Here is a 21,612-nt window from a genome sequence, read left to right as displayed (position 1 = left end):
CCATCCAAGCCATGGGATTTAAATCACATACTCAGCCACGACAAAGGAGAAGCGGTTAAAACTTTCCGCTTTTTATCGCGAAAATTCACCAACAAAAAAGGGGCTAGGCCCCTTTTAATGTCGACATAAACTAAAACTGATAACGCAGATTGAGTTGATAGCTCAATAGGTCATTCGGTTCAATATCAATGTATTGATAACCTAAGCCTACAGACCAAGCATCACTAAATTGGTAACTGAAACGCACTCCCGCATACCAATCGGTGCCATCTAAATCGGTCTTGATCGTGGTATTGCCCATGGTACTACTGATATCGGCTTGCCAATGGAACAAGCCAACGGGCACTTCAAAGCGCCAACCTTGATGCTGCAGCAAGGTAAATCTCAAGCCCAACGTAACACCATCGGCAAGGACTGGAGTGACGGTTTTCACCAGCTCATGGTATTGCTCCGGCGTTAGCGTTGCGCCCTTAATTCTCGCACTTCCTTCACCAAAATCGGCATAGCCCAGTTCTAACGCTACGGTCGGCGTCCATTGATAACCCAGACTCACCCCAAAAGCAGTATCCGAGTCATCGACGTTGAGGAGCTGTCCCTCCCCCACTTGGGTATTCAACTCAGGCAGTGTTTTATCGGCCTGAGCTTGGCCAATAAAACCCTCAACATACCAGTCTGTTGCCTGTGCCTGTTGCGTCACACTGAGCAATAACAGGCAGCCTAAGGCCAATCGCTGTAACTCACGGCGACGCAACATCGCGCAAGCCAAGATGAATGCCAACGCCCATAAGGTCATACTACCTCCTCCTGACTTATTATCGATAATGACCTCTTGATAGGCTTTCACTGTGATAAGCACTTGCCCCGTCGCTTCACCACCTTGGCCGTCGCTAATCCTATAGGTCACGGTATCCACACCATCGAATCCTGTTTTAGGGATATAGCGCAGTTTATTCGCCTCGATAGTCACAGTGCCTTGTTGAGCCGTCGCACTAAGCAGGGTCAACGTATTAACATCCACATCGGTGTCATTACTCAGCACATCGATAAGCAGGCTGGTGCGATCATCGGTGGCGGCGCTGTCGTCGACAGTCACAGGTGCCGTGTTGCCATTCACCACTATCGTCAGCTCACTACTTGCCGTACCACCTTTGCCATCGGTAATGCTATACACCAACACATCGGTGCCGATAAAGTCTGCCGCCGGTGTGTAACTGATCCGTTGATCAGCTAACACTGTGACAGTGCCAAACTCACTAATCACTTGTGTGACGCTCAAACTATCCCCATCGCTATCCGTATCATTGGCAAGCACGTTCACATCGATACTCTGGTTCCAAGCAATTGCTGCCGAGTCGGGATTGGCGACAGGCAAGTGGTTACCATTAAGCATCACAGCAACACCACTTGGGTCAACAATAGTACGGTTAGCCACACCATCATCATCGTTAGGGCCGCCATCTTCGATGGTCAACTGCACACACCAATGACCTTCGGTTAATCCCGGCGTCCAACGGCTATCCCCAGGTGGCGGGCAGAAACCACGTTCACCCTCGGTACTGGCAACAATGTTGTTTGCATCAATCACAAAGTCTCGCCAGCCCGCTTGAGCATTGAACTTGCGGTAGACGGCATTCGCAGGAACAGGTGAGCGTTGTGGCAATACTAAGCTATAGCTTTGGCCCTGTTGTGGTAGGCCCGTGGCGATAAAGTCGAAAATACCGCCCACATTTGCGGCTAAAGCATCTTCTGCCACGGCTTCTGGCTGTAGCTGCACGCCGCTCTGTCCACGGCTTAGGGCAATATTCCCCAAACGTAAACAGACGCCCGCCTGCCCTTCGGCCAAGAAGTAGACTGGCTGCAATTCACCTTCAGGCATTACATTACAGTCGTTATTTGCATCCAAATAATCTGGGATGCCATCACGATCGCTGTCGCTATAGCCTTCTTGATCATCGGGAATTAAATCGCCATCCGTATCGGCACTCGTCAATGCAGCTAAACTTGGGCGCACTACGATGTACACAGTTTCGGTACTCGACAGCACAGGCGAACCATCATCGGTCACCGTTAGGCTCACAGGATAAATCCCCGGTGACACCGGGGCTGGAGAGAATGTCATGCCTGTCGCATCCGCTTGCAAGCTTAACGCGCCGCTTGCCCACGTCAGCGTCAATGTATCTTGCTCATTGGCATCGGAGGCAGTGGCACGAATATGCACATCACCGCCATTTTGCGCGACAATGACTTGCTGCTGGCCAGCTTGAGTCACCGCTAAACTGACCTGTGGTGCAATATTAGCTTCGGTAATCACCACTTGAGTCTGCTGCTTACTACCAAGATTCAGGCTTGAATCTAGGCTGATAAGCACCTCTTCATTCCCTTCGGTCACACCATCGTTCAGGGTAGTAAAGTGGATTTCTGCCATTTGACCCGAGGTTATCTCGACAACACCATCAACCAAATCATGGTCGCTGCTATCGGCTGAACCGGATACTGTGTATGGAATACTCAGTGGATAACTTGGCGCCTCACCATTGAGGTGAACACTCACTGTCACTTGATTGCCTTCAGCAACAACTTGATCTTTGCTCAGTGAAATCAATGGATTGACTTTGACCTTCTGCGCTTTAATCGCCTTATTACCCTCGCCATCCACTGCCTGCCAATAGGCTAAGTAGTTGCCAGGGGCGAAGAACAAGCTCTTATTCACCAGCGACACAGGTAATGGATGCCCATTACGGTCAACCGCCTTGGCAAAACCGAGTTTCACCCGCGTAAACAGACCTGTCGCATTCACCTCCACATCATCAGGTAGGGTGATCACAGGTTGATTCGCTGAGTCAGCGCCTTCAATCAGCACATTCACTTTGGCGGTTGCTCGGCCTTTGTTTCCATCGCTAATGGTATAACGCAGTGCAACAGGCCCCACATAAGCCTCGGGCGCGGTAAAGCTGAGTCCATCCGAGGTGATTTGTACACTGCCAATATCCGCAGCAGCACCATCAATGGTTAAGTTGTCACCATCGACATCCACATCGTTTGCCAACACCGCCAGCGAATAGGTGTCATTGGGGGTACTGGTTAAGATATAGCTGTCATCGACAGCTTGAGGATCATCGTTCACTGGCGTAACCGTAACTGTGACAGTCGCTGGCTCTGAGCTTAACTCTGCATCTTTAGCGATAAAGCCAATAGAATCAGTACCATTAAAATCCTTCTCAGGTGTATAGAGCCAGACACTACCATGTTGCTCTAAGGTACCAGAGGTAGGTTGCGCGGTGATCTCATAGGTCAGAGGATCATTATCGACATCCTCAGCGGCAAGCGTGATCATCAGCGAACTATCTTCTTCTAGCGTTACTGTCTGATTGGTAGCAACTGGTGCATCGTTAACGTTTGCCACCGCAATCGTAAAGCTCTGGTCAATCGTCAGACCATCCCCGTCCGTGGCACGTAGCACCACCGCATGACTGCCGACATTGGCGTTAGTTGGAGTACCACTCAGCACGCCCGTCGCCGCATTGAAGTTCAGCCAGCTTGGCAGTGTGACGGCGCTTAAGGTGAGACTGTCGCCTACATCGCTGTCCGTTGCCACCAAGGTGTAGCTATAGGCTGCATCTTGAGTGGCACTCGTTAACGCCGTTGAACTGATAGTCGGCGCATCATTGACGTTCGCCACCACAATCGTAAAGCTCTGGTCTGCGGTTAAGCCATCAACATCCGTTGCTCGTAGCAATACCGCATGGTTACCAACGTTAGCATTACTTGGAGTCCCACTCAGCACACCCGTCGCCGCATTGAAGCTCAGCCAGCTTGGCAGTGTGACGGCGCTTAAGGTGAGATTGTCGCCTACATCGCTGTCCGTCGCCACTAAGGTGTAGCTATAGGCTGCATCTTGAGTGGCACTCGTTATTGCCGTCGAGCTGATGGTCGGTGCATCGTTGACGTTTGCCACCACAATCGTAAAGCTCTGGTCAATCGTCAGACCATCTCCGTCCGTAGCGCGTAACACTACCGCATAACTGCCGACGTTAGCATTAGTTGGGGTACCACTCAGCACGCCTGTCGCCGCATTGAAGTTCAGCCAGCTTGGCAGTGTCACGGCGCTTAAGGTCAGACTGTCGCCCACGTCGCTATCCGTCGCCACCAAGGTGTAGCTATAGGCCGCATCTTGGGTGGCACTGGTGAGTGCGGTTGAACTGATGGTCGGTGCATCATTGACGTTCGCCACCACAATCGTAAAGCTCTGGTCTGCGGTTAAGCCATCAACATCCGTTGCTCGTAGCAATACCGCATGGTTACCCACGTTAGCATTAGTTGGGGTACCACTCAGCACGCCTGTCGCCGCATTGAAGCTCAGCCAGCTTGGCAGTGTGACGGCGCTTAAGGTGAGGCTGTCGCCCACATCGCTGTCCGTCGCCACCAAGGTGTAGCTATAGGCCGCATCTTGAGTGGCACTCGTTAACGCCGTTGAACTGATGGTCGGTGCATCGTTGACGTTCGCCACCACAATCGTAAAGCTCTGGTCAAACGTCAGACCATCTCCGTCTGTGGCGCGTAACACTACTGCATGACTACCCACATTAGCGTTAGTCGGAGTACCACTCAGCACGCCCGTCGCCGCATTGAAGCTCAGCCAGCTTGGCAGTGTCACGGCGCTTAAGGTGAGACTGTCGCCCACGTCGCTGTCCGTCGCCACCAAGGTGTAGCTATAGGCAGCATCTTGAGTGGCACTCGTTAACGCCGTTGAACTGATGGTCGGTGCATCGTTGACGTTAATCACTCTCAGATCAAAGGGAGGAAGACTGGCAGACAGTGAACCATCTGACACACTGATCACAATACCGTTAATCACACCCACATCTTGATTAGAAGGTGTGCCAGATAAAGCTCCCGTTACGCTATTAAAGGTCAGCCATGAAATAGTCTGATTAATACTAAACGTTAGACTATCTCCAAGGGAATCAGTCGCTACTGGCGCGAAGTTATATAACGCACCTTGGTTAACGGTTAACGTTGGTGTGCCATTAATGACTGGTGCGCCATTGGGTTTTACTGTGTTACTTGCCGCTGAAGCACTACCTAAACCAGCCGAATTTGTCGCAGCTACAGTAAATGAATAGGAAGTTCCATTGGTTAATCCCGTAATAGTGATGGGTGAAGAAGCACCCGATGCGGTAATACCACCAGGAGTAGAGACTAAGGTATATCCCGTAACTGCTGTACCACCACTAAATCCTGGAGCGGTAAAACTCACCGAGGCTTGAGCATCACCCGCTGTCGCCGTGCCAATGACTGGCGCACCAGGAACAACAGCATTCACTGTAAAGGAACGACTAACTTGAGTCGCTGGTAAATAACTGGCGTTACCAGACTGATCTACATTAATAGTACAAGTTCCCGCAGTGACGAATGTAACAGCACCAAGGCTTGTGATCGTACAGACACCAGTTGTGGATGAAGTAAAGGTCGGTGACAAACCAGAATCAGAAGTCGCACTAAACATTGGTGACGAACCAAAGTTCTGCGCACCGGGGTTATTGAAAGTAATGATCTGAGTCGCTTTGGGGGTTATCGAGTTGGATGCTGCTGATGCAGGACCAGTTCCTGCTGAGTTATTAGCAGTGACAGTAAAAGTATAAGCCTGCCCGTTAGTTAAACCCGACACTACTATCGGTGAACCTGAACCATTAATTGGTGCAACATCCGCAGGGCTGACTGTTACTGTATAACCTGTAATACTCGTGCCACCAGTATTGACCGGAGCGGTAAAGGCCACACTTGCCTGAGCATTCCCAGCCGTCGCAGTTACACTTGTAGGAACACTAGGCAATGCAGGATTAACTGTAAAGGTTTGGGAAACTTGAGTTGCAGGCAAGTAGGATGAATTACCCACTTGGTCAGCGTTAATGGTGCAAGAACCAGCCGTAACGAACGTCAGGGTTCCGCCCGTTGTGATAGTACAAACCCCTGTAGTTGATGAAGTAAAAGTCGTTGTTAACCCTGAGTCGGATGTCGCGACTAAAGTTGGCGAGGAACCAAAACTCTGTGCACCAGGATTCGTAAAAGTAATTGTCTGAGGTGACACTGGAGTAACAGAATTGGACGCTGCGGAAGCAGAACCTGTCCCGACAGAGTTGGTCGCGGTAACGGTAAATGTATAGGACACTCCATTTGTCAAACCAGTAACAGCAATTGGCGAGCTGGTTCCTGATCCAATAAAACCACCGGGATTAGAGGTAACTGTATAACCCGTAACCGCTGCACCGCCATTACTTACAGGAGCGGTAAAGCTAACCGATGCTTGAGTATTCCCTGCGATTGCAGTACCGATTGTTGGTGCCGTCGGTGTTACCGCATTAACAGCAAACGAACGCGTAACCGTCATAGCGGCATTAGTCGCAGCGTTACCGGATTGATCGGCATCTATAGTACAAGTACCGGCAGTGACAAAGGTAAGCGCGCCACCGGAAGTGATAGTACAAACGCCTGAGGTTGACGACGAGAAACTTACTGTCAGTCCTGAATTAGAAGTCGCCGTCAGCGTTGGTGTAGCACCAAAGTTATAATTGGCAGGTTGCGCAAAAGTAATGATCTGATCAGCTTTCGGAGTTACTGCATTTGAGCTCCCTGATGCCAAGCCAGTTCCAATAGCATTGGTCGCAGTTACAGTGAAGGTATAGGCAGTACCGTTAGTTAATGATCCAACTGTAATGGTGCAGGCTGCAGGACCAGCACAGTTTCCTGTCGCCCCTCCAGGATTAGCTGTTGCGGTGTAAGTGGTAATATCCGAACCACCATTACTGCCAGGAGCTGTGAAGGTCACGTTTGCTTGACCATCCCCCGCTGTTGCCGTACCTATCGTAGGTGCACTTGGTGCAGTAGGAATTGCGACCGTGTGGGTTGTACCGCTGCTATAGGCAGCAGGACCTGAATTACCTGCGGCATCTGAAATGTTTGTTGAACCGTTCAGATTGAGCTTGATCGAGCCATTCCCACTGATACCACTGACCGTCACTGTCACACTGGAACCTGTACTAGCGGACACACTGGCAATTGTGCCCATTGCACCGCCAGTTGTTACTAAGCTGAAATCATCGGTGGAAATATTGCTCACCGACTCACTGAAGTTCACCGTGAAATCCACACTGGTATCAGTTGATACTGCTCCACCACTGGGGGCGATACTCGTCACCGAAGGTGTCACCGCGTCAATCACTATCGCTGTATTCGCACCTAAGGAGTTTGCTGCTCCAGGCGATGCAAGAGTTAAAGTCGCATTGTTACCTGCAGCATCTTTAATTGTACCCCCATTGGGTGCAAGGGAATTTGTTGCCACATAATCCAGATCGCTGGAGATATCTCCCGCTTGTACTGTGTAACTGAATGTGAGCGAACTAGTACCTGACCCAGTCGAATAGTTCACAGTCCTATTACTTGATCCATTTTCCAGCGTCAGTTGCGGTGTACCGGTCACATTGACTGTTTCACTGAAATTCACCTGGATACTAATCACATCACCAGCTTTATAAGTGCCACTGCTTGTGCTTGACGTGACCGAGGACACAGTAGGCACCACGCCATCTATGACGATGTTTTTATTGGCCCCTAGAGAGTTGGCAGCCCCCGGAGATGGTAATGTCAGTGTTGCATTATTGGCCGCAGCATCTTTGATAGAACCGCCGTTGAGTGACAGGGGATTCGTTGTCACATAATCCAAGTCGGACGTGGTATCCCCTGCCTGAACCGTATAATTAAAGAGCAGTGCACTTGTCCCTGTACCACTTGAATAATTCACTACCCTATCTGTTGAACCAGTTTCAAGGGTTAACTGTGGAGTGCCAATAACGTTTACAACCTCACTAAAGTTCACCCGAACACCAATGACATCACCCACTTTGTACGTAGCATTTGCGACACTCGAATTTACTGAATTTACTGTTGGCGGCGTATTATCCGGATCGGGCACGGTAAATGAGGCGATACCCGATGAACCAGCACAGCTAGAGAGTTTAATAACAAACTTATCGATAGCTATTCCGCTAAAAGCGGACATATTAATATCTGTTTTAAAGTTCGTAGGATCTGGAGGATTGTTAGTCGACGAAGCAACTAATGAGTTACTGTTATAGCCGTAGACCTTGTTAGTTGGACAAGTCCCACCGCCTATTTGAAGCTGGCTAAGATTAAAAACTCCGTTACTGCCAGTCACGGTAATAGTGTGTGTGGATGGCATTGGAATTGAGTAACCCACTTGTCCGAATCGGGCACAATATAAACGATTTGGAGAGGTTGTAATAGTGTAGTGTGTATCTGTAGAAGTGACACTCGGTACATTAAAACTATATCCGTCTGGACAAAAATTCAAAGGCGTATACTGGCCTAAGACCGCAGAAAAATCCTTAAGCGCTTTTTCGGTAAAGGCCAGTTCAGTCTCAATATGACCGCGCTGAATTTCTAAGTTCCAGTCACCATGTTGCCGTGCATCTCCAGTTAAATTGTTTGATGCAGCCACATCCAGATGAGTGTTGTGCTGAACTATATCCAGCAACTCCTCACCAGCAGCATTTGCCGCTAACTCACAACCGTAAAACAGCAGGTCACCACCTTCGCGTACTGCACCATTTAAGGCAGCGAAAACCTCCATTTCTTTCTTGATATTCTCGGCAGTGATATGAGAGTTACCGAGTAACAAGGCTCCCTCTTGCGCATGGGAGACAATGTGAATTGCAGTAAGGTCATGATATTTAGCGAGAATAGTCTTTAGTTGACGTACCCCAGATTGGCTCGAATCGATTTCAACAATATCAATCCCGGGTTTAAGGCCACGATAAAAGAGTTGTTTGTCCGGTACAGCAGAATCAATAACCACCAACTCCTTAACGAGGTAGGCACCAATTATATCTAGGTCGTTAGCCTTTTCAGGCGCTAATCCGCGTAGCACCTTTGAAGATGCAGCAGTGCTTACTGGAAGTAGGTTTCCTTGAGCCGTAGCCGAAAGATACGAACGTGAATAACCAGAAGAAAGCTGCACGGGCGCGCCATAAAGCCCAAAGGGAAGCAACAGAGAAGACAACCCGGTAAGAATTTTGTTTGCCATAGTACTCTAAGTTCCTTAGTTTTTAACTGGTATTACTGGCGACTTTTTACTGGCAATAATATTGGCTGCAGTGCCAGTAGTATCCAGCCAGAAGTCCATTTCTTGGTACTTCACAAATAAATCCGGCGGCAAAATGCTGCGCCGACTTTTAAACTCCACCTTTCTACCAACGTTATGTAAACCTTTTACACCTAGGTTTTGATCAAACTCATTCTCTGAATAATCGACATTATCGAAATCATGCGCAAACAAAGGCTCGCCAATAAAGCGGTAAATTAATTCTAGAGTGCGAGCAGGATGCTGAGTCAGCAAATCGTAATCCACCAATAACAATCGATCTGAATATTCGCCGTAATAAGCCTCTTTTAATGCCGTCCAAGCGGCCCCCACACTACCACCCGTATTAATAAGAGCTTCGCAGCGGCTATATACGGTTTGCCGAGTAGCTGCGTTAAACATCCGACTGTAGTCAAAGGGGTTTTTACGGTAAATTTTTTCAAAGCTATCCATAATCCATGCAGGATTTCGCACACAACAAATCACTTTAAAATCATCAACTAATTCAACTAACTGATGAAGACGCGCTGTCCATAGACGATTGGTATCAAAAATAACTGCTTGGCTTTTATCGCTGTAGTAGGCATCGATCAATGCTCGACAAATGGCTTTGCGCTTTTGTTCATCAAAAAAGGAATAGCTTTCACTTCCTGCGCCCATTTGCTCCAAGGCGCCATTCACAAGTCCCGCAACAGGACTACTCATAGCAGCGTGAAAACGTGGATTTTGCCTCAATATTCCGGCAAGCAGCGTGGAGCCAGAACGAGGTAAACCCGAAATAAAATGTAATTGAGCCGCCATTCAATCCCTTGCTTTCTGAAATCATTATTTATATAGAAATGTCAAAGCGTACGACTAAGACACCTAACCATAATCTGGGTGAAAATAAACTTATGTGGATAAATGAACTTCTTACCCACACAATCTAGGGCAGTTATCCAAAGCAGTGTTGAATTCACGGTATAATCATTTCGACTTACCGATTTCAACCCATAAAATTTAACCAACAATAAACAAAATAGACGCCAAATAAGGATAGCGCAAAACAAATACGAAACATCTGAAAACATGTTTTGTCGTTAGGAATATATTCACCACTTTTTGTTGGACAAATAGCAACCACACAGGACATCCCATGTTTGACTGGAAGAAGATTGATACAGTACTGCTCGATATGGATGGCACCTTGCTCGACCTGCACTTTGATAACCATTTTTGGCTGAGTCTGGTGCCACAGGAGCTGAGCAAGCAGCGGGGATTAAGCCAGAGTCAGGCACAACAACTGGTGGAACAAGCCTACGGCAGAGTCGCGGGCACGTTAGATTGGTATTGCCTCGATTATTGGCAGTCCGAGCTGCAGCTCGACATTATGGGGCTTCACCGTAACTTAGTTGACCGTATTCAGCTGCGCCAAGACAGTATGCCTTTTCTCGATGCCCTCGCCGCCGCTGGGAAAAAACGCATCTTAGTCACCAATGCCCACCCTAAGAGTCTTGCCCTTAAGCTGGAGCACACTGAACTGGCGAGCGGCTTAGATGCGATGATTTCAAGCCATGAAACGGGTTATCCCAAGGAACACCCACAATTTTGGCAAACGCTATTTGAAAAATTCGCCCTAGTGCCAGAGCGCTGCCTGTTTATCGATGATAGCGAGCCTATTTTAAATGCAGCGCGCTTAGCGGGCGTGGGGCATCAGCTCGGGATCAGCAATCCCGATAGCCAAAAACCGGCTAAAACCTTCAATGATTTTCCGGCCATTAGCGACTATCGTCTGCTGTTTGCCGATCTCGCGGGTTAATCCCTTAAAATACAAAAGGCACCCTAAGGTGCCTTTATCGAATCATGCACAAGCTTATCTAAGATTAAAGCCCTGGAATACGACCTTGATAAACCACAGGGAAGTAACCATCGCTGCCACGTTTGCCGAGCATACCGAGGGATTTACGCATATCTTCTGGCTGTTCGTTGGTTTCTTTAATCTTAGCGGCAACCTTGACCATATTGCCTTCGTCTAGCTGTAGCGTGCCGATAATCCCCAACTGGTTTTTGCTCTCATCGGTAGCAAGCTGGGCTTTACCCTCAACACAACTCAGCCCCAGTTCGATATTACCCAGTGGATAATTGCCGAATTGGTTCTTCACATTGGTTTGATTTAAAAACAGCTTACCCGATAACTGCTCGCACCAAGGCTTACCTTGCTCTAGGGTTTCCACCAGCAGGCTGACTTCACCGTTAATTTCGGTTCTAAAGGGCAGTTTAGCATTGCCAATCAAGAAGCTATCGGGCGCTTCAAAACGCAATCCTTGAGCGCTGATACCACCCATTGACCAAGTGATTAACCCTTTGGCACTCACTGGGGTTGCACGGCTACCCACTTGAAAATCCAGCTTCACTTTACCCAAAAACAACGCCCAAGGGCTCAGCTCCCAGCGTACTTGTTCCAATTGGCGTTGCTGCAGATTTAAGGTTTCAATGCTGCCAGACCAAATACTGCCACTCACGCCAGAAATCCCCACATTTGCAGGCAGTGGTGCGAGGCGCACAGCGACACTGGCAGGGAATAACGCCAGTAAAAACACTAAATAAACCAGTACACCTATAATGATTTTTTTTATCAAACTCACAGCTACACCTTAACCTATTGCGCTAGTTGGATACGTCTTACTTTGACATAGCCAGCCGCGTCGGCCTCTGCCAAATCAACACTCTCAAGTGATAGGCCTTTTTTCTGCACTAAGTCACTCAAATAATTGAGTAAGGCATCGAATGGCACATCATCCATCCAAACTTGGATTTTATCGCCCTGGGGCTGCATACGAGTGATCACTAATCCGTAAGTGCCCGCTGTTTGGTTAACGACCGAGCTTAAGCTGCCTGACATTGTCGGTTTAGCGCCGCTTTGTTTTAAGCCTGCGATTTTATTCGCTGTTTGCTTTACATAGGTCAGTGTCTGCTGCTGCGCCGTTAAGTTGCGTAGAGCATTGGCTTCGGCATTGGCAATGGGTGTCCAGATGCCCCAGTAAAACACGCCGATCACTAAGAAAACGGCGCCGAATCCGACGATTTGCTGCTCGCGCGATGCAAGCCCTTGCCACCAAGTCCGCAAATTATCCATCTTATTTGCTCCTCAAGGTTAAGGTACTGGTGACCTGATCTTCACCGCTGTTCATCGTACCGCCATCCATTTGGAAACGACGGCCGACTATCTCTTTAAACTTCTCAATTTGCGCGTAATTCTTAGCCGTAACTTGCATACGGATTTCATTACGGGCGCTCTCAAATCTTAGGGTGTTTGGTTTCAGCTCGGGCACTTGTTTAAAGGCGTCCTGTAAACCATCGAGCATCGCAAAAAACTCAGCACCACTGCCTTGGCCTTGGAGTGCGCGCAGTTGGCTTTCCATCTGCGAACGTAAATTCACAATGCGTGAGTTCCCCGGCACCACTTGTTGATAAATGGCTTCACTCTGTGCCTTCAAATCGGCAATCTGGCCATTCACCTGATGAATAGTTAAGCCCTTATTCACCAAGGACAAGACAATGGCAACACCTAATACGATTGCGGCATTTTTCCATTGCAACAGATGCTTACTGTATTCGCGCTTCGGCGTATACACACCCGTGAGTAAGTTGATGGGCGCATGTAAGATACCGCGCGCTAGCACCAACATAGGTAAATCGAGCGGCTGTGGCTTAAGCTCAACGCCGTCCAGCTCCATCTCAGTGTAACTGGCGACCGACACTTCGTCGGCCTGTGCCGTCAGTTGCTTCATAGCGACTGGCAGCCAAGGTAAAGGCAGGCTATGGCCGGTTCCTAATCCTGTACGCAGTAATAACTCGTTACCGAAACGCATTGCCGCCCATTGGCATTCCTGCAATGGCAAGGCGAGGCAATCGGGCACGATACGCTTCACTTTTAAACCCGCTTCAGCCAAGCAGCTAAGCCAAGTTTGCATTTGCTCATGGGCAACGGCTACCACGCTGAGGGCATCGCCATTGCGTGGGCCAACGGTAAAGTGCATCGCATCCACATCATCGGCGATGGTTTCTTCCAGCATAAAAGGCAGGGCTTTTAAGGCTTGACGTTGGCCTTTTTCGGGCAGATTCACGCTGGTGAGCGTCATGGCGGAGGCTGGCACCAATACATCGATAGGCCGATTTCCCGCGCGCTCGGTTAAGGTTGATAAACCTTGGGCGTTGGCAAGTTCACCAGAGGCGATAATTTCTTGTTCTTGTTCGGACCAAACCAGCCAAGAGCATGCCTGCTCTGCGGTTCTGCCTAAGCGAATAAATAGCCGTTCACTCACAGTTTTTCTCCACCAGCTTCCATCTTAAAAGATTGAGCTTGTTTGCTATTATTTTTGTCCACCAAACTGACGGGTGAGCACATCCATTTTGTTACCGCTGCTCTTTTTGAGCACGCTCTCCATTCTAAAAATGGCGTTGTCGACCTTTGCGCCCGAGGCGAGGAGGAAGTACTGACTGTCCACCACAAAACTGGACTTCATCGCATCTTCCCACTTAATCGACCCCATTGAGGAGGATTCATAAAAATCATCGATCTTGGCAAAACCATCGCCGGGGCGTTGGTTGATAATGCTTTCGGCCTCGCCAACCGAAATCTGATTATCCAGCATGGCCGCCAGCAGCGCCGCTTGCTCAACCTCTATGGTGTTTACGTTTAACAGTTGTCTGTCATTCCCCGGAATGACGCAAATATAAGGCAATAATTTCAGATAAATATCTTGGGTGTAACCTATCACCGCCCGCAACTCACTCCTGTGATTCATCAGGGTATTTGCGGCGCGATAAGGCACATTTCGCGCCTCGTACTCGGCATCTTCGGCGCCATATGGACTCGCGACCGTGTCCTCGTCGATATAATCCTTTAGGGTTTGGGTTAAATGATCCGCGGTAAAATCATCCATCCCTAAACTCACTAATAACGCTTTGTATTGCTTTGCCGCTAACGGCAATTTAGGTTGACCGTTTTCCACATCTTTTGTGGTGACGGACAAAGCATTTAAGTTAAAACACGAACGCATATCGGTGATCTTGCCTGCAATCTCACCATATTCCGCCGGAAATACCACGTCGCTCATGGCCCAATATTGTTGCTTGTGTACCCGGCCTTCCGAATCGTCTAAGTCCTGCTTAAGGATTTTCTTCGCCAGCTCTTCGGCGGAAATCGCGTACCAATAGGCCTGATCGTACTGGGCTAAGTTTAAGGTGCGGCGCATCGACAACTGATTACGGCTGGTTATATTGGTGGCGATAATCACCACCATGGCCACGATCAATAGCACCACAATCAGCGCGACACCACGTTGTTTAGTCGGACTTCGCTTTATCATGCGCCATCCTCATTACCTGGGTCACCTTTGCCGGGATCTTCTTCACCGTTACCCGAGCCATCGCCGTTATTGTCTTGGTCGCCGTTGTCGTCTTTATTGTCATCGGCGTTATCGTTCTTGTTGTCCTCATCATTGGACTTTTCTGGCGCCGCCGCGCCCAAGGGCAACATAAACTTACGTTGAATTTTGCCTAAGCCTTCAATCTCAATTTCCATTGCGATGGCTTTGGGTAACTTGGTCGCTTCGACCTTACGCTCCCATTTGTCCTCCATAAAGAAGGAATACTCGACCGAGAGCACCTTATCGATAATCACAGTCTTCATTGGCTCGGCGCCAAACTCGGGTTCGGGATACGGAAAATACCAACGCTCTAATTTTCCTTCGCGCACCACGTAGGCAACTGACTGTATGCTGCCACGGGGCAATATGCCGTCGGGGTTGAGCCAGCCTAAGCGGTAGAACACTAAGGCCTCTGATTCCGAATCTAAAATATCGTTACCTGTTTGGAAGACTGTGGTACCACGGCCGCCTTCGAGTAATCTGGGTGTCCGCGCCACCATCTGCCCAAGGTCGCGCTCAATCGCGCCAAAGCCCTGCTGCAATGCCTTTAAACGCACCGAGAAGTTACGGGTCACTTCATCGTTGGTCAGCACAGTGCTTAACACCGCATTGGCGGCTAAACCTAACATGGCAAAAATCGCAATCGCGATCAGCATTTCCAGCAGGGTAAATCCCTTATGAGCCTTAGTTTGTTTTAAGGACATAACTGCTCACTTGCGCTGCAATACGCTGATAACGTTCATCTTCACTGACACTAATGCGGATCATGCGAAAGTTATCATCCGTGGTTTTCACCACTTCTTTACGCCAGTACCAATCCTTACCCGCGAGTTCTACCTGCCCTTCTTTTTTGCCTAATTCGGGAAATTGCGGATCGAGTCTGGCGTCGACCATTTGATTGTCCGCCACCCATTGGGCAAGGGTGCGTGACTCCAGAATCGGCATATTCGCCATCTGTTCACCTAAGCTTTTGGTGATAGAGACGGCGGCGATGGCAAATACCGCCAAGGCCACAATGACTTCGAGTAGGGTCATACCCTTAGCGTATTTCATCGGGTCGCCCTAGGGTTAAACGGCCAAGGGCATCGCCCACCACTAACACATCGAGTGGCCCCTTGTCGGTCTTGGTCATAAAGCTCAGCTCGAAGGCGCTCATTTCACCACTCGGAAACAGCAAAATCTGCGGCTCTGGATGCTTTTTCTTATCTTCCGCAGAAGGCTCGATTAAGGGCTCGTCGAACCACGACTCGTCCTTCTCATCCTCCTGCACTAAGGGTAAACCATCGAGCACTAGATTCAGCACTACGCCGGGTTCCATTTGTTTTTCAGACAGAATCCTGTCCTTCTCCAATGGATTCCATTTACCATCTTTATAATAAACAAACTGATAGCTGGTTTTTTCCACCACGATACCGATAAATTGACCGCTCAATACGGTTTCATCCAGCACTAGCTCTGTGGCGGCGATAAATTGCTGCGCATTTTTTTCCAGCGCCTGTTGTGGGCCTGAATTGCCAATAGACATAGTCACCGCCGCAGCGGTGAGTCCCATTAACAAAATCACCAGCATCACCTCCATCAAGGTGAAGCCGGCGTGGCGCAGCGTTAACATCTTATTGGAAGTTCTGTAAGTTCCAGTTACCGATATCGTCTTCGGTACCTGGCTGACCATCTGGGCCTGCACTAAAGATATCTAACTTGCTGTTTTCGCCTGGGCTTAACAGTAAGTAGTTATTGCGCCATGGATCCTGTGGTAAACGCTTCACATAGCCTTCTTCACGGTAGTTACGTGGCTCGGGTGAAATGGTTGGTTTTTGTACTAAGGCTTCTAAACCTTGTTCAGTCGTTGGATAAACACCGTTATCTAACTTGTACATATCTAAGGCGTTTTCGAGCGCCACTATGTCAGATACCGCTTTCTGTTGATCGGCTTTATCTTTGTTGCCCATCAGGTTTGGCACCACCATAGACGCCAAAATACCGAGGATAACGATTACCACCATCACTTCGAGTAAGGTAAAACCCTTGTGCTTTTTGTTCATTTGCATCGACTACATCTCCTAGAAAAACCTGCGCCATCTCTGAGTCCAAAGAGGCAATAATCCATAAATTAAAAACTAGCCACTAATCAAATTGTTCAGTGCCAAAATAGGTTGCAGAATGGCCATCACGATAAAGAGTACAACCCCCGCCATGCTCACCACCAACATGGGTTCGAACACACCCAGCGCCAGTGTAACATTACTCTCAAATTCCCTATCTTGGTTATCCGCAGCACGCTCAAGCATTTCCTCGAGCTGACCACTCTTCTCCCCCGAGGCGATCATATATAACATCATCGCTGGGAATAGCTTAGTGTTAGTCAACGCTGCGCCTAGGCTAGTTCCTTCCCGTACGCGCGCCGTGGCATCATCCACCGCCGCTCGCACCCGCACATTTTGCAATACTTCGCTGGCAATGCGCATCCCATCTAACAAAGGCACCGAACTGGCGGATAAAATACTCAAGGTACGCGCAAAACGCGCAGTATTGAGTCCTTTACTCACTCGGCCAATCACCGGCATTTTTAGCAAAAACGTATGGTATTTCATCTTGAAAATCGGTGACTTGAGTAGACGCTGGAACACCACCAGCAGAATACCGATCGCCAAGATCACAAACAGACCATAGTGTTGGACAAAGTCTGAGGCGGCAATTAAGAAACGGGTCGTCGCCGGTAACTCGGCGCCCATATGCTCAAATTGGCCAACGACTTTTGGCACCACGGCGGCCAATAACACTGATACCACCCCAATAGCGACAATCGTTAGCATAATGGGGTAAATCATCGCCTGTTGCAGTTTGGACTTCAGCTGCTGGCGACGCTCGGTGTAATCGGCTAAGCGGTTCAGTACCACTTCTAAGTGACCGGATTTTTCACCCGAGGCCACCATGGCGCGGTACAAGTCATCGAAAATATGCGGAAATTCGGCAAGAGAGTCGGCCAGACTATAGCCTTCCACCACGCGGGAGCGTACCGCCATGATCATGCTGGCTAAGCGCGCCTTCTCACATTGCTGACCCACCGCCTTGAGACACTCCTCAATCGGTAAGCCCGCCGCAACTAGCGTGGCAATTTGACGGGTGATCAATGCTAATTCCGCCACCGAAATCCCGCGTTTAAAGGGCGAGAATCCGGTGCCTTTTGCCTTGGCTTCCTTTTCGGTGACAGGCAAAATCTCCAGCGGCATCATGCGTTGGTCACGCAGCTGACTACGGGCATGTCTGGCGGTATCCGCCTCAATCACCCCTTTTAGCTGTTTTCCCTTGGCGTCCAGCGCCTTATATTCAAATGCTGGCATAGCTTACTCCTCGCGGGTCACCCTCAGGACTTCTTCCAGAGTGGTGATACCTGAGAGCACCTTGCTCATGCCATCGTGGCGAATGCTTGGTACCGACTGGCGGATATATTTCTCAATCGCCAGTTCGCCACGTCCACCGTGGATCAGCTCGCGCACATTATCATCGACCAGCAACAGCTCATGGATACCCGTACGACCACGGTAGCCACTGCTACCACAGGCCTTACAGCCATTGGCGCGGTAAATATGGCGCTGATCATCCGCAGTAATACCCAGCAGCTCACGCTCACGCTCATCGGGCACATGTTCTGTTTTACATTTTGGACAAAGAGTACGAATTAAGCGCTGGGCTAATACCCCAAGCAAACTCGATGAGACTAAGAAAGGCTCTACGCCCATGTCCTGCAAACGGGTAATCGCGCCAGAGGCCGTGTTGGTATGCAGGGTTGAAATCACTAAGTGACCAGTCAAAGACGCCTGCACCGCAATTTGGGCGGTTTCTAGGTCACGGATTTCCCCGATCATTACCACATCCGGGTCTTGACGCAGAATCGCCCGTAGACCACGGGCGAAGGTCATGTCCGCCTTAGTATTCACTTGGGTTTGACCTATACCTTCTAATTCGTATTCGATAGGATCTTCAACGGTTAAGATATTGGTATCTTTAGAGTTAATTTCTGTAAGACCCGCGTACAGCGTGGTACTCTTACCCGAACCCGTAGGGCCAGTCACCAGAATAATGCCGTGTGGACGACGGATAAGCTCATCGAACTGGGCACGGATACTGTCGGTCATACCCAGTTGTTTTAAGTCCAAATTACCGGCATTTTTATCTAACAGACGCAGCACCACCCGCTCGCCATGGCTTGATGGCATGGTCGATACCCGCACGTCCACCGCACGACCCGCAATCCGCAGCGAAATACGGCCGTCCTGCGGTACACGTTTCTCGGCGATATCGAGGCGCGCCATTACCTTAATCCGTGACACCAACAGAGATGACAACTTACGATTCGGTTTAAGCACTTCCTTCAGCACACCGTCGATACGGAAACGCACGACCAATTGCTTCTCGTAGGTTTCGATATGGATATCCGAGGCCTCTTCTTTAATCGCTTCAGATAACAAGGCGTTAATCAGCTTGATAATAGGCGCATCATCATCGCCTTCGAGCAGATCTTCGGTTTGTGGCAACTCTTCAGCGAGGGTAAATAAATCCATCTCGTTGCCAATATCTTCCATCAGCTGCTGCGCTTCAGAGGAGTTGGCTTGATAAGCCTGAGTTAATTTCGCCTCAAACTTGCTTGGCTCGAGCAACACTAAAGGCAAATCCACCCCTGAGTAGCGGCGCGCTTCGAGCATGGCCGCTAATGGGGTTTTGGCGGTATAAAACAGGTTCAAGGCGCCATCATCGCCATAGGCTAAAATCACTTCATGGCGGTGGGCAAAGGCAAAGGGTAAACGCTCTTTGCTGCTAGAGCGAAATACCTCATCACCTTCGGCTTCAAGACCTAGTTCGTTAGAAACTAGGCTTAAATCCTCGACTTGGGTTACTTGTATTTCACTCATTGTGTTTTGTCTTTGTTCTTGTTTTCATCCAGCGACTTGAGGGTCGAGTCCGTTTTACGCATCTGAGTTTCTAACCCTTTGCCTTCTTTGTAACGATCCAAAATATCGTTTACTTCCGGTGGCACGTACTCAGACTGATTCCATTCTTCCAAGATTGGCACTTGAGTATTTGGCATCAAGTTCACGCCACGCTCTTGCTGCTCAAGTTGTAATGCTCTGAAATAATTGTATTTACGGCCTGCAATTCCTTCCATAGTCACACCATCACGAATAATAGTGGGCTTGATAAAGATCATCAGGTTCTTTTTGGTCTTCTTACTAGAAGACGACTTGAATAGATGGCCAAGTACCGGAATATCACCGAGGAATGGCACTTTCTGCACGCTTTCTTGGACTTCTTCGTTAATCAAACCACCGAGTACCACGATTTGGCCTGAATCAGCCATAACAGTAGTGGTTAAACGGCGAGTCGCGAAGGAAATATCCACACCCGTGTTACCGTTTACGCCGGAGACTTCTTGCTCAATCGCAAGCTTAACCGCGTTACCTTCGTTGATCTGCGGCACCACTTTTAACTTCACCCCAACCTCTTTACGCTCAACGGTTTGGAATGGGTTACTGTTGTTTGAGCTGGCGGTAGAACCAGTCAGAATAGGCACTTCATCACCGACGATGAAAGATGCTTCTTGGTTATCTAAGGTAGTAATAGAAGGTGTTGCCAGTACGTTTGAGTTGGTATCGGCCGACACAGCTTGTACTAGGGCGCCAAAGTCGCCCATGGCTACACCCCATGCCATACCATTCACTTTACCTAAGGCCTGCGCCAACAAGGTCACATCACCCTTAGTTTTTGGGTTCTGGCCAATCACCTCGCCCGTGCTTGGGTTAGTGATATAGGTTCCTTCTTTATCCTGCGCCTGCCATACACCCGCGCCAATCTCGCCTATGGTTGGGCCTAAGTTATTGAACTGAGTGCCACCATCCGCTTTCGCGGCCCATTGCACCCCAAAGCCGACGTTATCGCCTTCGGCAACTTCCACGATAATGGCTTCTACTAATACTTGGGCGCGGCGAATATCGAGTTGGTTGATCACGCTTTCAATAGTGCGCATTTGATCTGGCTCAGCGCTGATCACTAATGCGTTAGTATCAGTGTGGGCCATAATATTGATTTCATTACGACGTTTGCCACCACCCGCTGCCTGAGCGCTAGGATCTTTTTCACCTTCCAACTTTTGGGCGAAACCGGTTAGCACTTCAACTAAGTCTTCGGCCTTGGCATAACGTAAATAACGTACTTTCGTATTGCCCGTGCTGGCTTGCTCCGCATCGAGACGGTGGATCAGCTCCACCACCCGTTGACGACTCTTTTCATCACCACTGACCACTACGGCGTTAATCCGCTCGTCGGCAACAACCTTAGGCGCTTGTCCGGGAAGCTGCGCTTGGTTAGCTGTCGCGCGGTACAGGGTATCGATAATTCGCACCATTTCGCCAGCAGAAGCATATTCAAGTGGCACGACTTGAACAGAGGTATCACCCTGTTTATCTACACGGCGAATGATTTCAACTAACTTATTAACCACCGCAGCGCGGCCAGAGAGCATCAGCACGTTTGATGGATCGTAGTTCACTACGTTACCACCACCAGCGTTATCGTTTAACTGACGTAATAATGGTGCTAATTGCTTGGCTTCGGTGTTATACAACGCCACGATGCGGGTAACCATTTCATCGCCTAGGCCAGGATCGTTGTCATTAGCAACACGAATCGCCGCGGTTTTCGCATCTTTGTCTTTGATCACTTTGATAACGTTATTTTCCATCTCGACGATGGCATAACCGTATACTTGCAGCACGTTGAGGAAGAACTGGTAATACTGCTCGTCATTGAGCAGATCATAGCTGCGAACGTTGATCTTGCCGCGAATCGTCGGGTCAACAATGATGGTTTTGTTCAAGTTTTTACCAACAATATTGATAAACTCTTGAATATCAGTGCCTTTAAAGTTGGCCGCATATTGTTCAGACCAAACAAATTGCGAGGTCAGCATAGTGGCGCCCGCCACAACTCCAGCAATCAGTTTGCGTCGAATCCGTTTGTTATTCATTATTTTACTTTCCCCTAACGCGT

14 protein-coding genes and 1 pseudogene are annotated in these 21,612 nt (G+C 49.0%); 1 reads left to right on the top strand and 14 read right to left on the bottom strand.

Annotated elements, in window-relative coordinates:
• Nucleotides 1-130: 130 nt before the first annotated feature.
• From CF168_RS00870 to CF168_RS00865, 3 genes and pseudogenes are all read right to left on the bottom strand, one after another.
• Nucleotides 131-8,056, bottom strand: a complete 7,926-nt coding sequence (locus CF168_RS00870) for a putative Ig domain-containing protein (protein ID WP_430980738.1) — start codon at nt 8,054-8,056, stop codon at nt 131-133.
• 339 nt (nt 8,057-8,395) lie between these two features.
• A pseudogene (locus CF168_RS22710) lies at nt 8,396-9,100 on the bottom strand (DUF4347 domain-containing protein); the annotation flags it as partial.
• Between the two features lie 15 nt (nt 9,101-9,115).
• Nucleotides 9,116-9,958, bottom strand: a complete 843-nt coding sequence (locus tag CF168_RS00865; RefSeq protein WP_089066683.1) for a sulfotransferase family protein — start codon at nt 9,956-9,958, stop codon at nt 9,116-9,118.
• Nucleotides 9,959-10,292: 334 nt separating this feature from the next.
• Here CF168_RS00865 and yrfG point away from each other — a divergent pair, with 334 nt between their 5' ends.
• Nucleotides 10,293-10,955 (top strand): GMP/IMP nucleotidase, encoded by a 663-nt coding sequence (yrfG, locus tag CF168_RS00860; RefSeq protein WP_023266223.1) that lies wholly within the window; start codon nt 10,293-10,295, stop codon nt 10,953-10,955.
• Between the two features lie 64 nt (nt 10,956-11,019).
• Here yrfG and CF168_RS00855 read toward each other — a convergent pair whose 3' ends face one another.
• From CF168_RS00855 to gspD, 11 genes are all read right to left on the bottom strand, one after another.
• Nucleotides 11,020-11,781, bottom strand: a complete 762-nt coding sequence (locus tag CF168_RS00855) for a type II secretion system protein N (RefSeq protein ID WP_011624783.1) — start codon at nt 11,779-11,781, stop codon at nt 11,020-11,022.
• A 14-nt stretch (nt 11,782-11,795) separates the two neighbouring features.
• Complete coding sequence (locus CF168_RS00850; protein WP_011620998.1) at nt 11,796-12,272, bottom strand: type II secretion system protein M; 477 nt, start codon at nt 12,270-12,272, stop codon at nt 11,796-11,798.
• Between the two features lies 1 nt (nt 12,273).
• The gene (gene gspL, locus CF168_RS00845; protein ID WP_011620997.1) at nt 12,274-13,461 is read right to left on the bottom strand and encodes a type II secretion system protein GspL; all 1,188 of its coding nucleotides are present in this window, start codon (nt 13,459-13,461) and stop codon (nt 12,274-12,276) included.
• Between the two features lie 48 nt (nt 13,462-13,509).
• The gene (gspK, locus tag CF168_RS00840) at nt 13,510-14,508 is read right to left on the bottom strand and encodes a type II secretion system minor pseudopilin GspK (protein ID WP_011620996.1); all 999 of its coding nucleotides are present in this window, start codon (nt 14,506-14,508) and stop codon (nt 13,510-13,512) included.
• Nucleotides 14,505-15,272, bottom strand: coding sequence for a type II secretion system minor pseudopilin GspJ (gene gspJ / locus CF168_RS00835; protein ID WP_089066682.1), 768 nt, complete (start codon nt 15,270-15,272; stop codon nt 14,505-14,507). Before gspJ ends, gspK begins: the two co-directional genes overlap by 4 nt.
• Entirely contained in the window at nt 15,253-15,621 is a 369-nt protein-coding gene (gspI, locus tag CF168_RS00830; RefSeq protein ID WP_011715428.1) for a type II secretion system minor pseudopilin GspI, read from the bottom strand. Before gspI ends, gspJ begins: the two co-directional genes overlap by 20 nt.
• Nucleotides 15,608-16,180 carry a type II secretion system minor pseudopilin GspH gene (gene gspH / locus CF168_RS00825; protein WP_089066681.1) on the bottom strand — a complete coding sequence of 191 codons (573 nt, stop codon included), beginning with the start codon at nt 16,178-16,180 and terminating at the stop codon, nt 15,608-15,610. The genes gspI and gspH overlap by 14 nt, the downstream gene beginning before the upstream one ends.
• 1 nt (nt 16,181) lies before the next feature.
• Nucleotides 16,182-16,616 (bottom strand): type II secretion system major pseudopilin GspG, encoded by a 435-nt coding sequence (gspG, locus tag CF168_RS00820; RefSeq protein WP_011715426.1) that lies wholly within the window; start codon nt 16,614-16,616, stop codon nt 16,182-16,184.
• Between the two features lie 69 nt (nt 16,617-16,685).
• Nucleotides 16,686-17,909 carry a type II secretion system inner membrane protein GspF gene (gene gspF / locus CF168_RS00815; RefSeq protein WP_089066680.1) on the bottom strand — a complete coding sequence of 408 codons (1,224 nt, stop codon included), beginning with the start codon at nt 17,907-17,909 and terminating at the stop codon, nt 16,686-16,688.
• Nucleotides 17,910-17,912: 3 nt separating this feature from the next.
• Complete coding sequence (gene gspE, locus CF168_RS00810) at nt 17,913-19,478, bottom strand: type II secretion system ATPase GspE (protein ID WP_089066679.1); 1,566 nt, start codon at nt 19,476-19,478, stop codon at nt 17,913-17,915.
• Nucleotides 19,475-21,589 (bottom strand): type II secretion system secretin GspD, encoded by a 2,115-nt coding sequence (gene gspD, locus CF168_RS00805; RefSeq protein WP_089066678.1) that lies wholly within the window; start codon nt 21,587-21,589, stop codon nt 19,475-19,477. The genes gspE and gspD overlap by 4 nt, the downstream gene beginning before the upstream one ends.
• Nucleotides 21,590-21,612 lie beyond the last annotated feature (23 nt).

The organism is Shewanella bicestrii (assembly GCF_002216875.1).
In the GTDB taxonomy this organism is placed as follows: domain Bacteria; phylum Pseudomonadota; class Gammaproteobacteria; order Enterobacterales; family Shewanellaceae; genus Shewanella; species Shewanella seohaensis.
This window is presented reverse-complemented; position numbering and strand designations above follow the sequence as displayed.

Excerpts from the sequence above, each read along its gene's own strand:
- gspK (WP_011620996.1), bottom strand. The coding sequence starts at position 14,508 with ATGATAAAGCGAAGTCCGACTAAACAACGTGGTGTCGCGCTGATTGTG.
- gspH (WP_089066681.1), bottom strand. The coding sequence starts at position 16,180 with ATGTTAACGCTGCGCCACGCCGGCTTCACCTTGATGGAGGTGATGCTG.
- gspD (WP_089066678.1), bottom strand. The coding sequence starts at position 21,589 with ATGAATAACAAACGGATTCGACGCAAACTGATTGCTGGAGTTGTGGCG.
- CF168_RS00870 (WP_430980738.1), bottom strand. The coding sequence starts at position 8,056 with ATGTCCGCTTTTAGCGGAATAGCTATCGATAAGTTTGTTATTAAACTC.
- CF168_RS00865 (WP_089066683.1), bottom strand. The coding sequence starts at position 9,958 with ATGGCGGCTCAATTACATTTTATTTCGGGTTTACCTCGTTCTGGCTCC.
- yrfG (WP_023266223.1), top strand. The coding sequence starts at position 10,293 with ATGTTTGACTGGAAGAAGATTGATACAGTACTGCTCGATATGGATGGC.
- gspJ (WP_089066682.1), bottom strand. The coding sequence starts at position 15,272 with ATGTCCTTAAAACAAACTAAGGCTCATAAGGGATTTACCCTGCTGGAA.
- gspG (WP_011715426.1), bottom strand. The coding sequence starts at position 16,616 with ATGCAAATGAACAAAAAGCACAAGGGTTTTACCTTACTCGAAGTGATG.
- gspF (WP_089066680.1), bottom strand. The coding sequence starts at position 17,909 with ATGCCAGCATTTGAATATAAGGCGCTGGACGCCAAGGGAAAACAGCTA.
- gspE (WP_089066679.1), bottom strand. The coding sequence starts at position 19,478 with ATGAGTGAAATACAAGTAACCCAAGTCGAGGATTTAAGCCTAGTTTCT.
- gspI (WP_011715428.1), bottom strand. The coding sequence starts at position 15,621 with ATGAAATACGCTAAGGGTATGACCCTACTCGAAGTCATTGTGGCCTTG.
- CF168_RS00850 (WP_011620998.1), bottom strand. The coding sequence starts at position 12,272 with ATGGATAATTTGCGGACTTGGTGGCAAGGGCTTGCATCGCGCGAGCAG.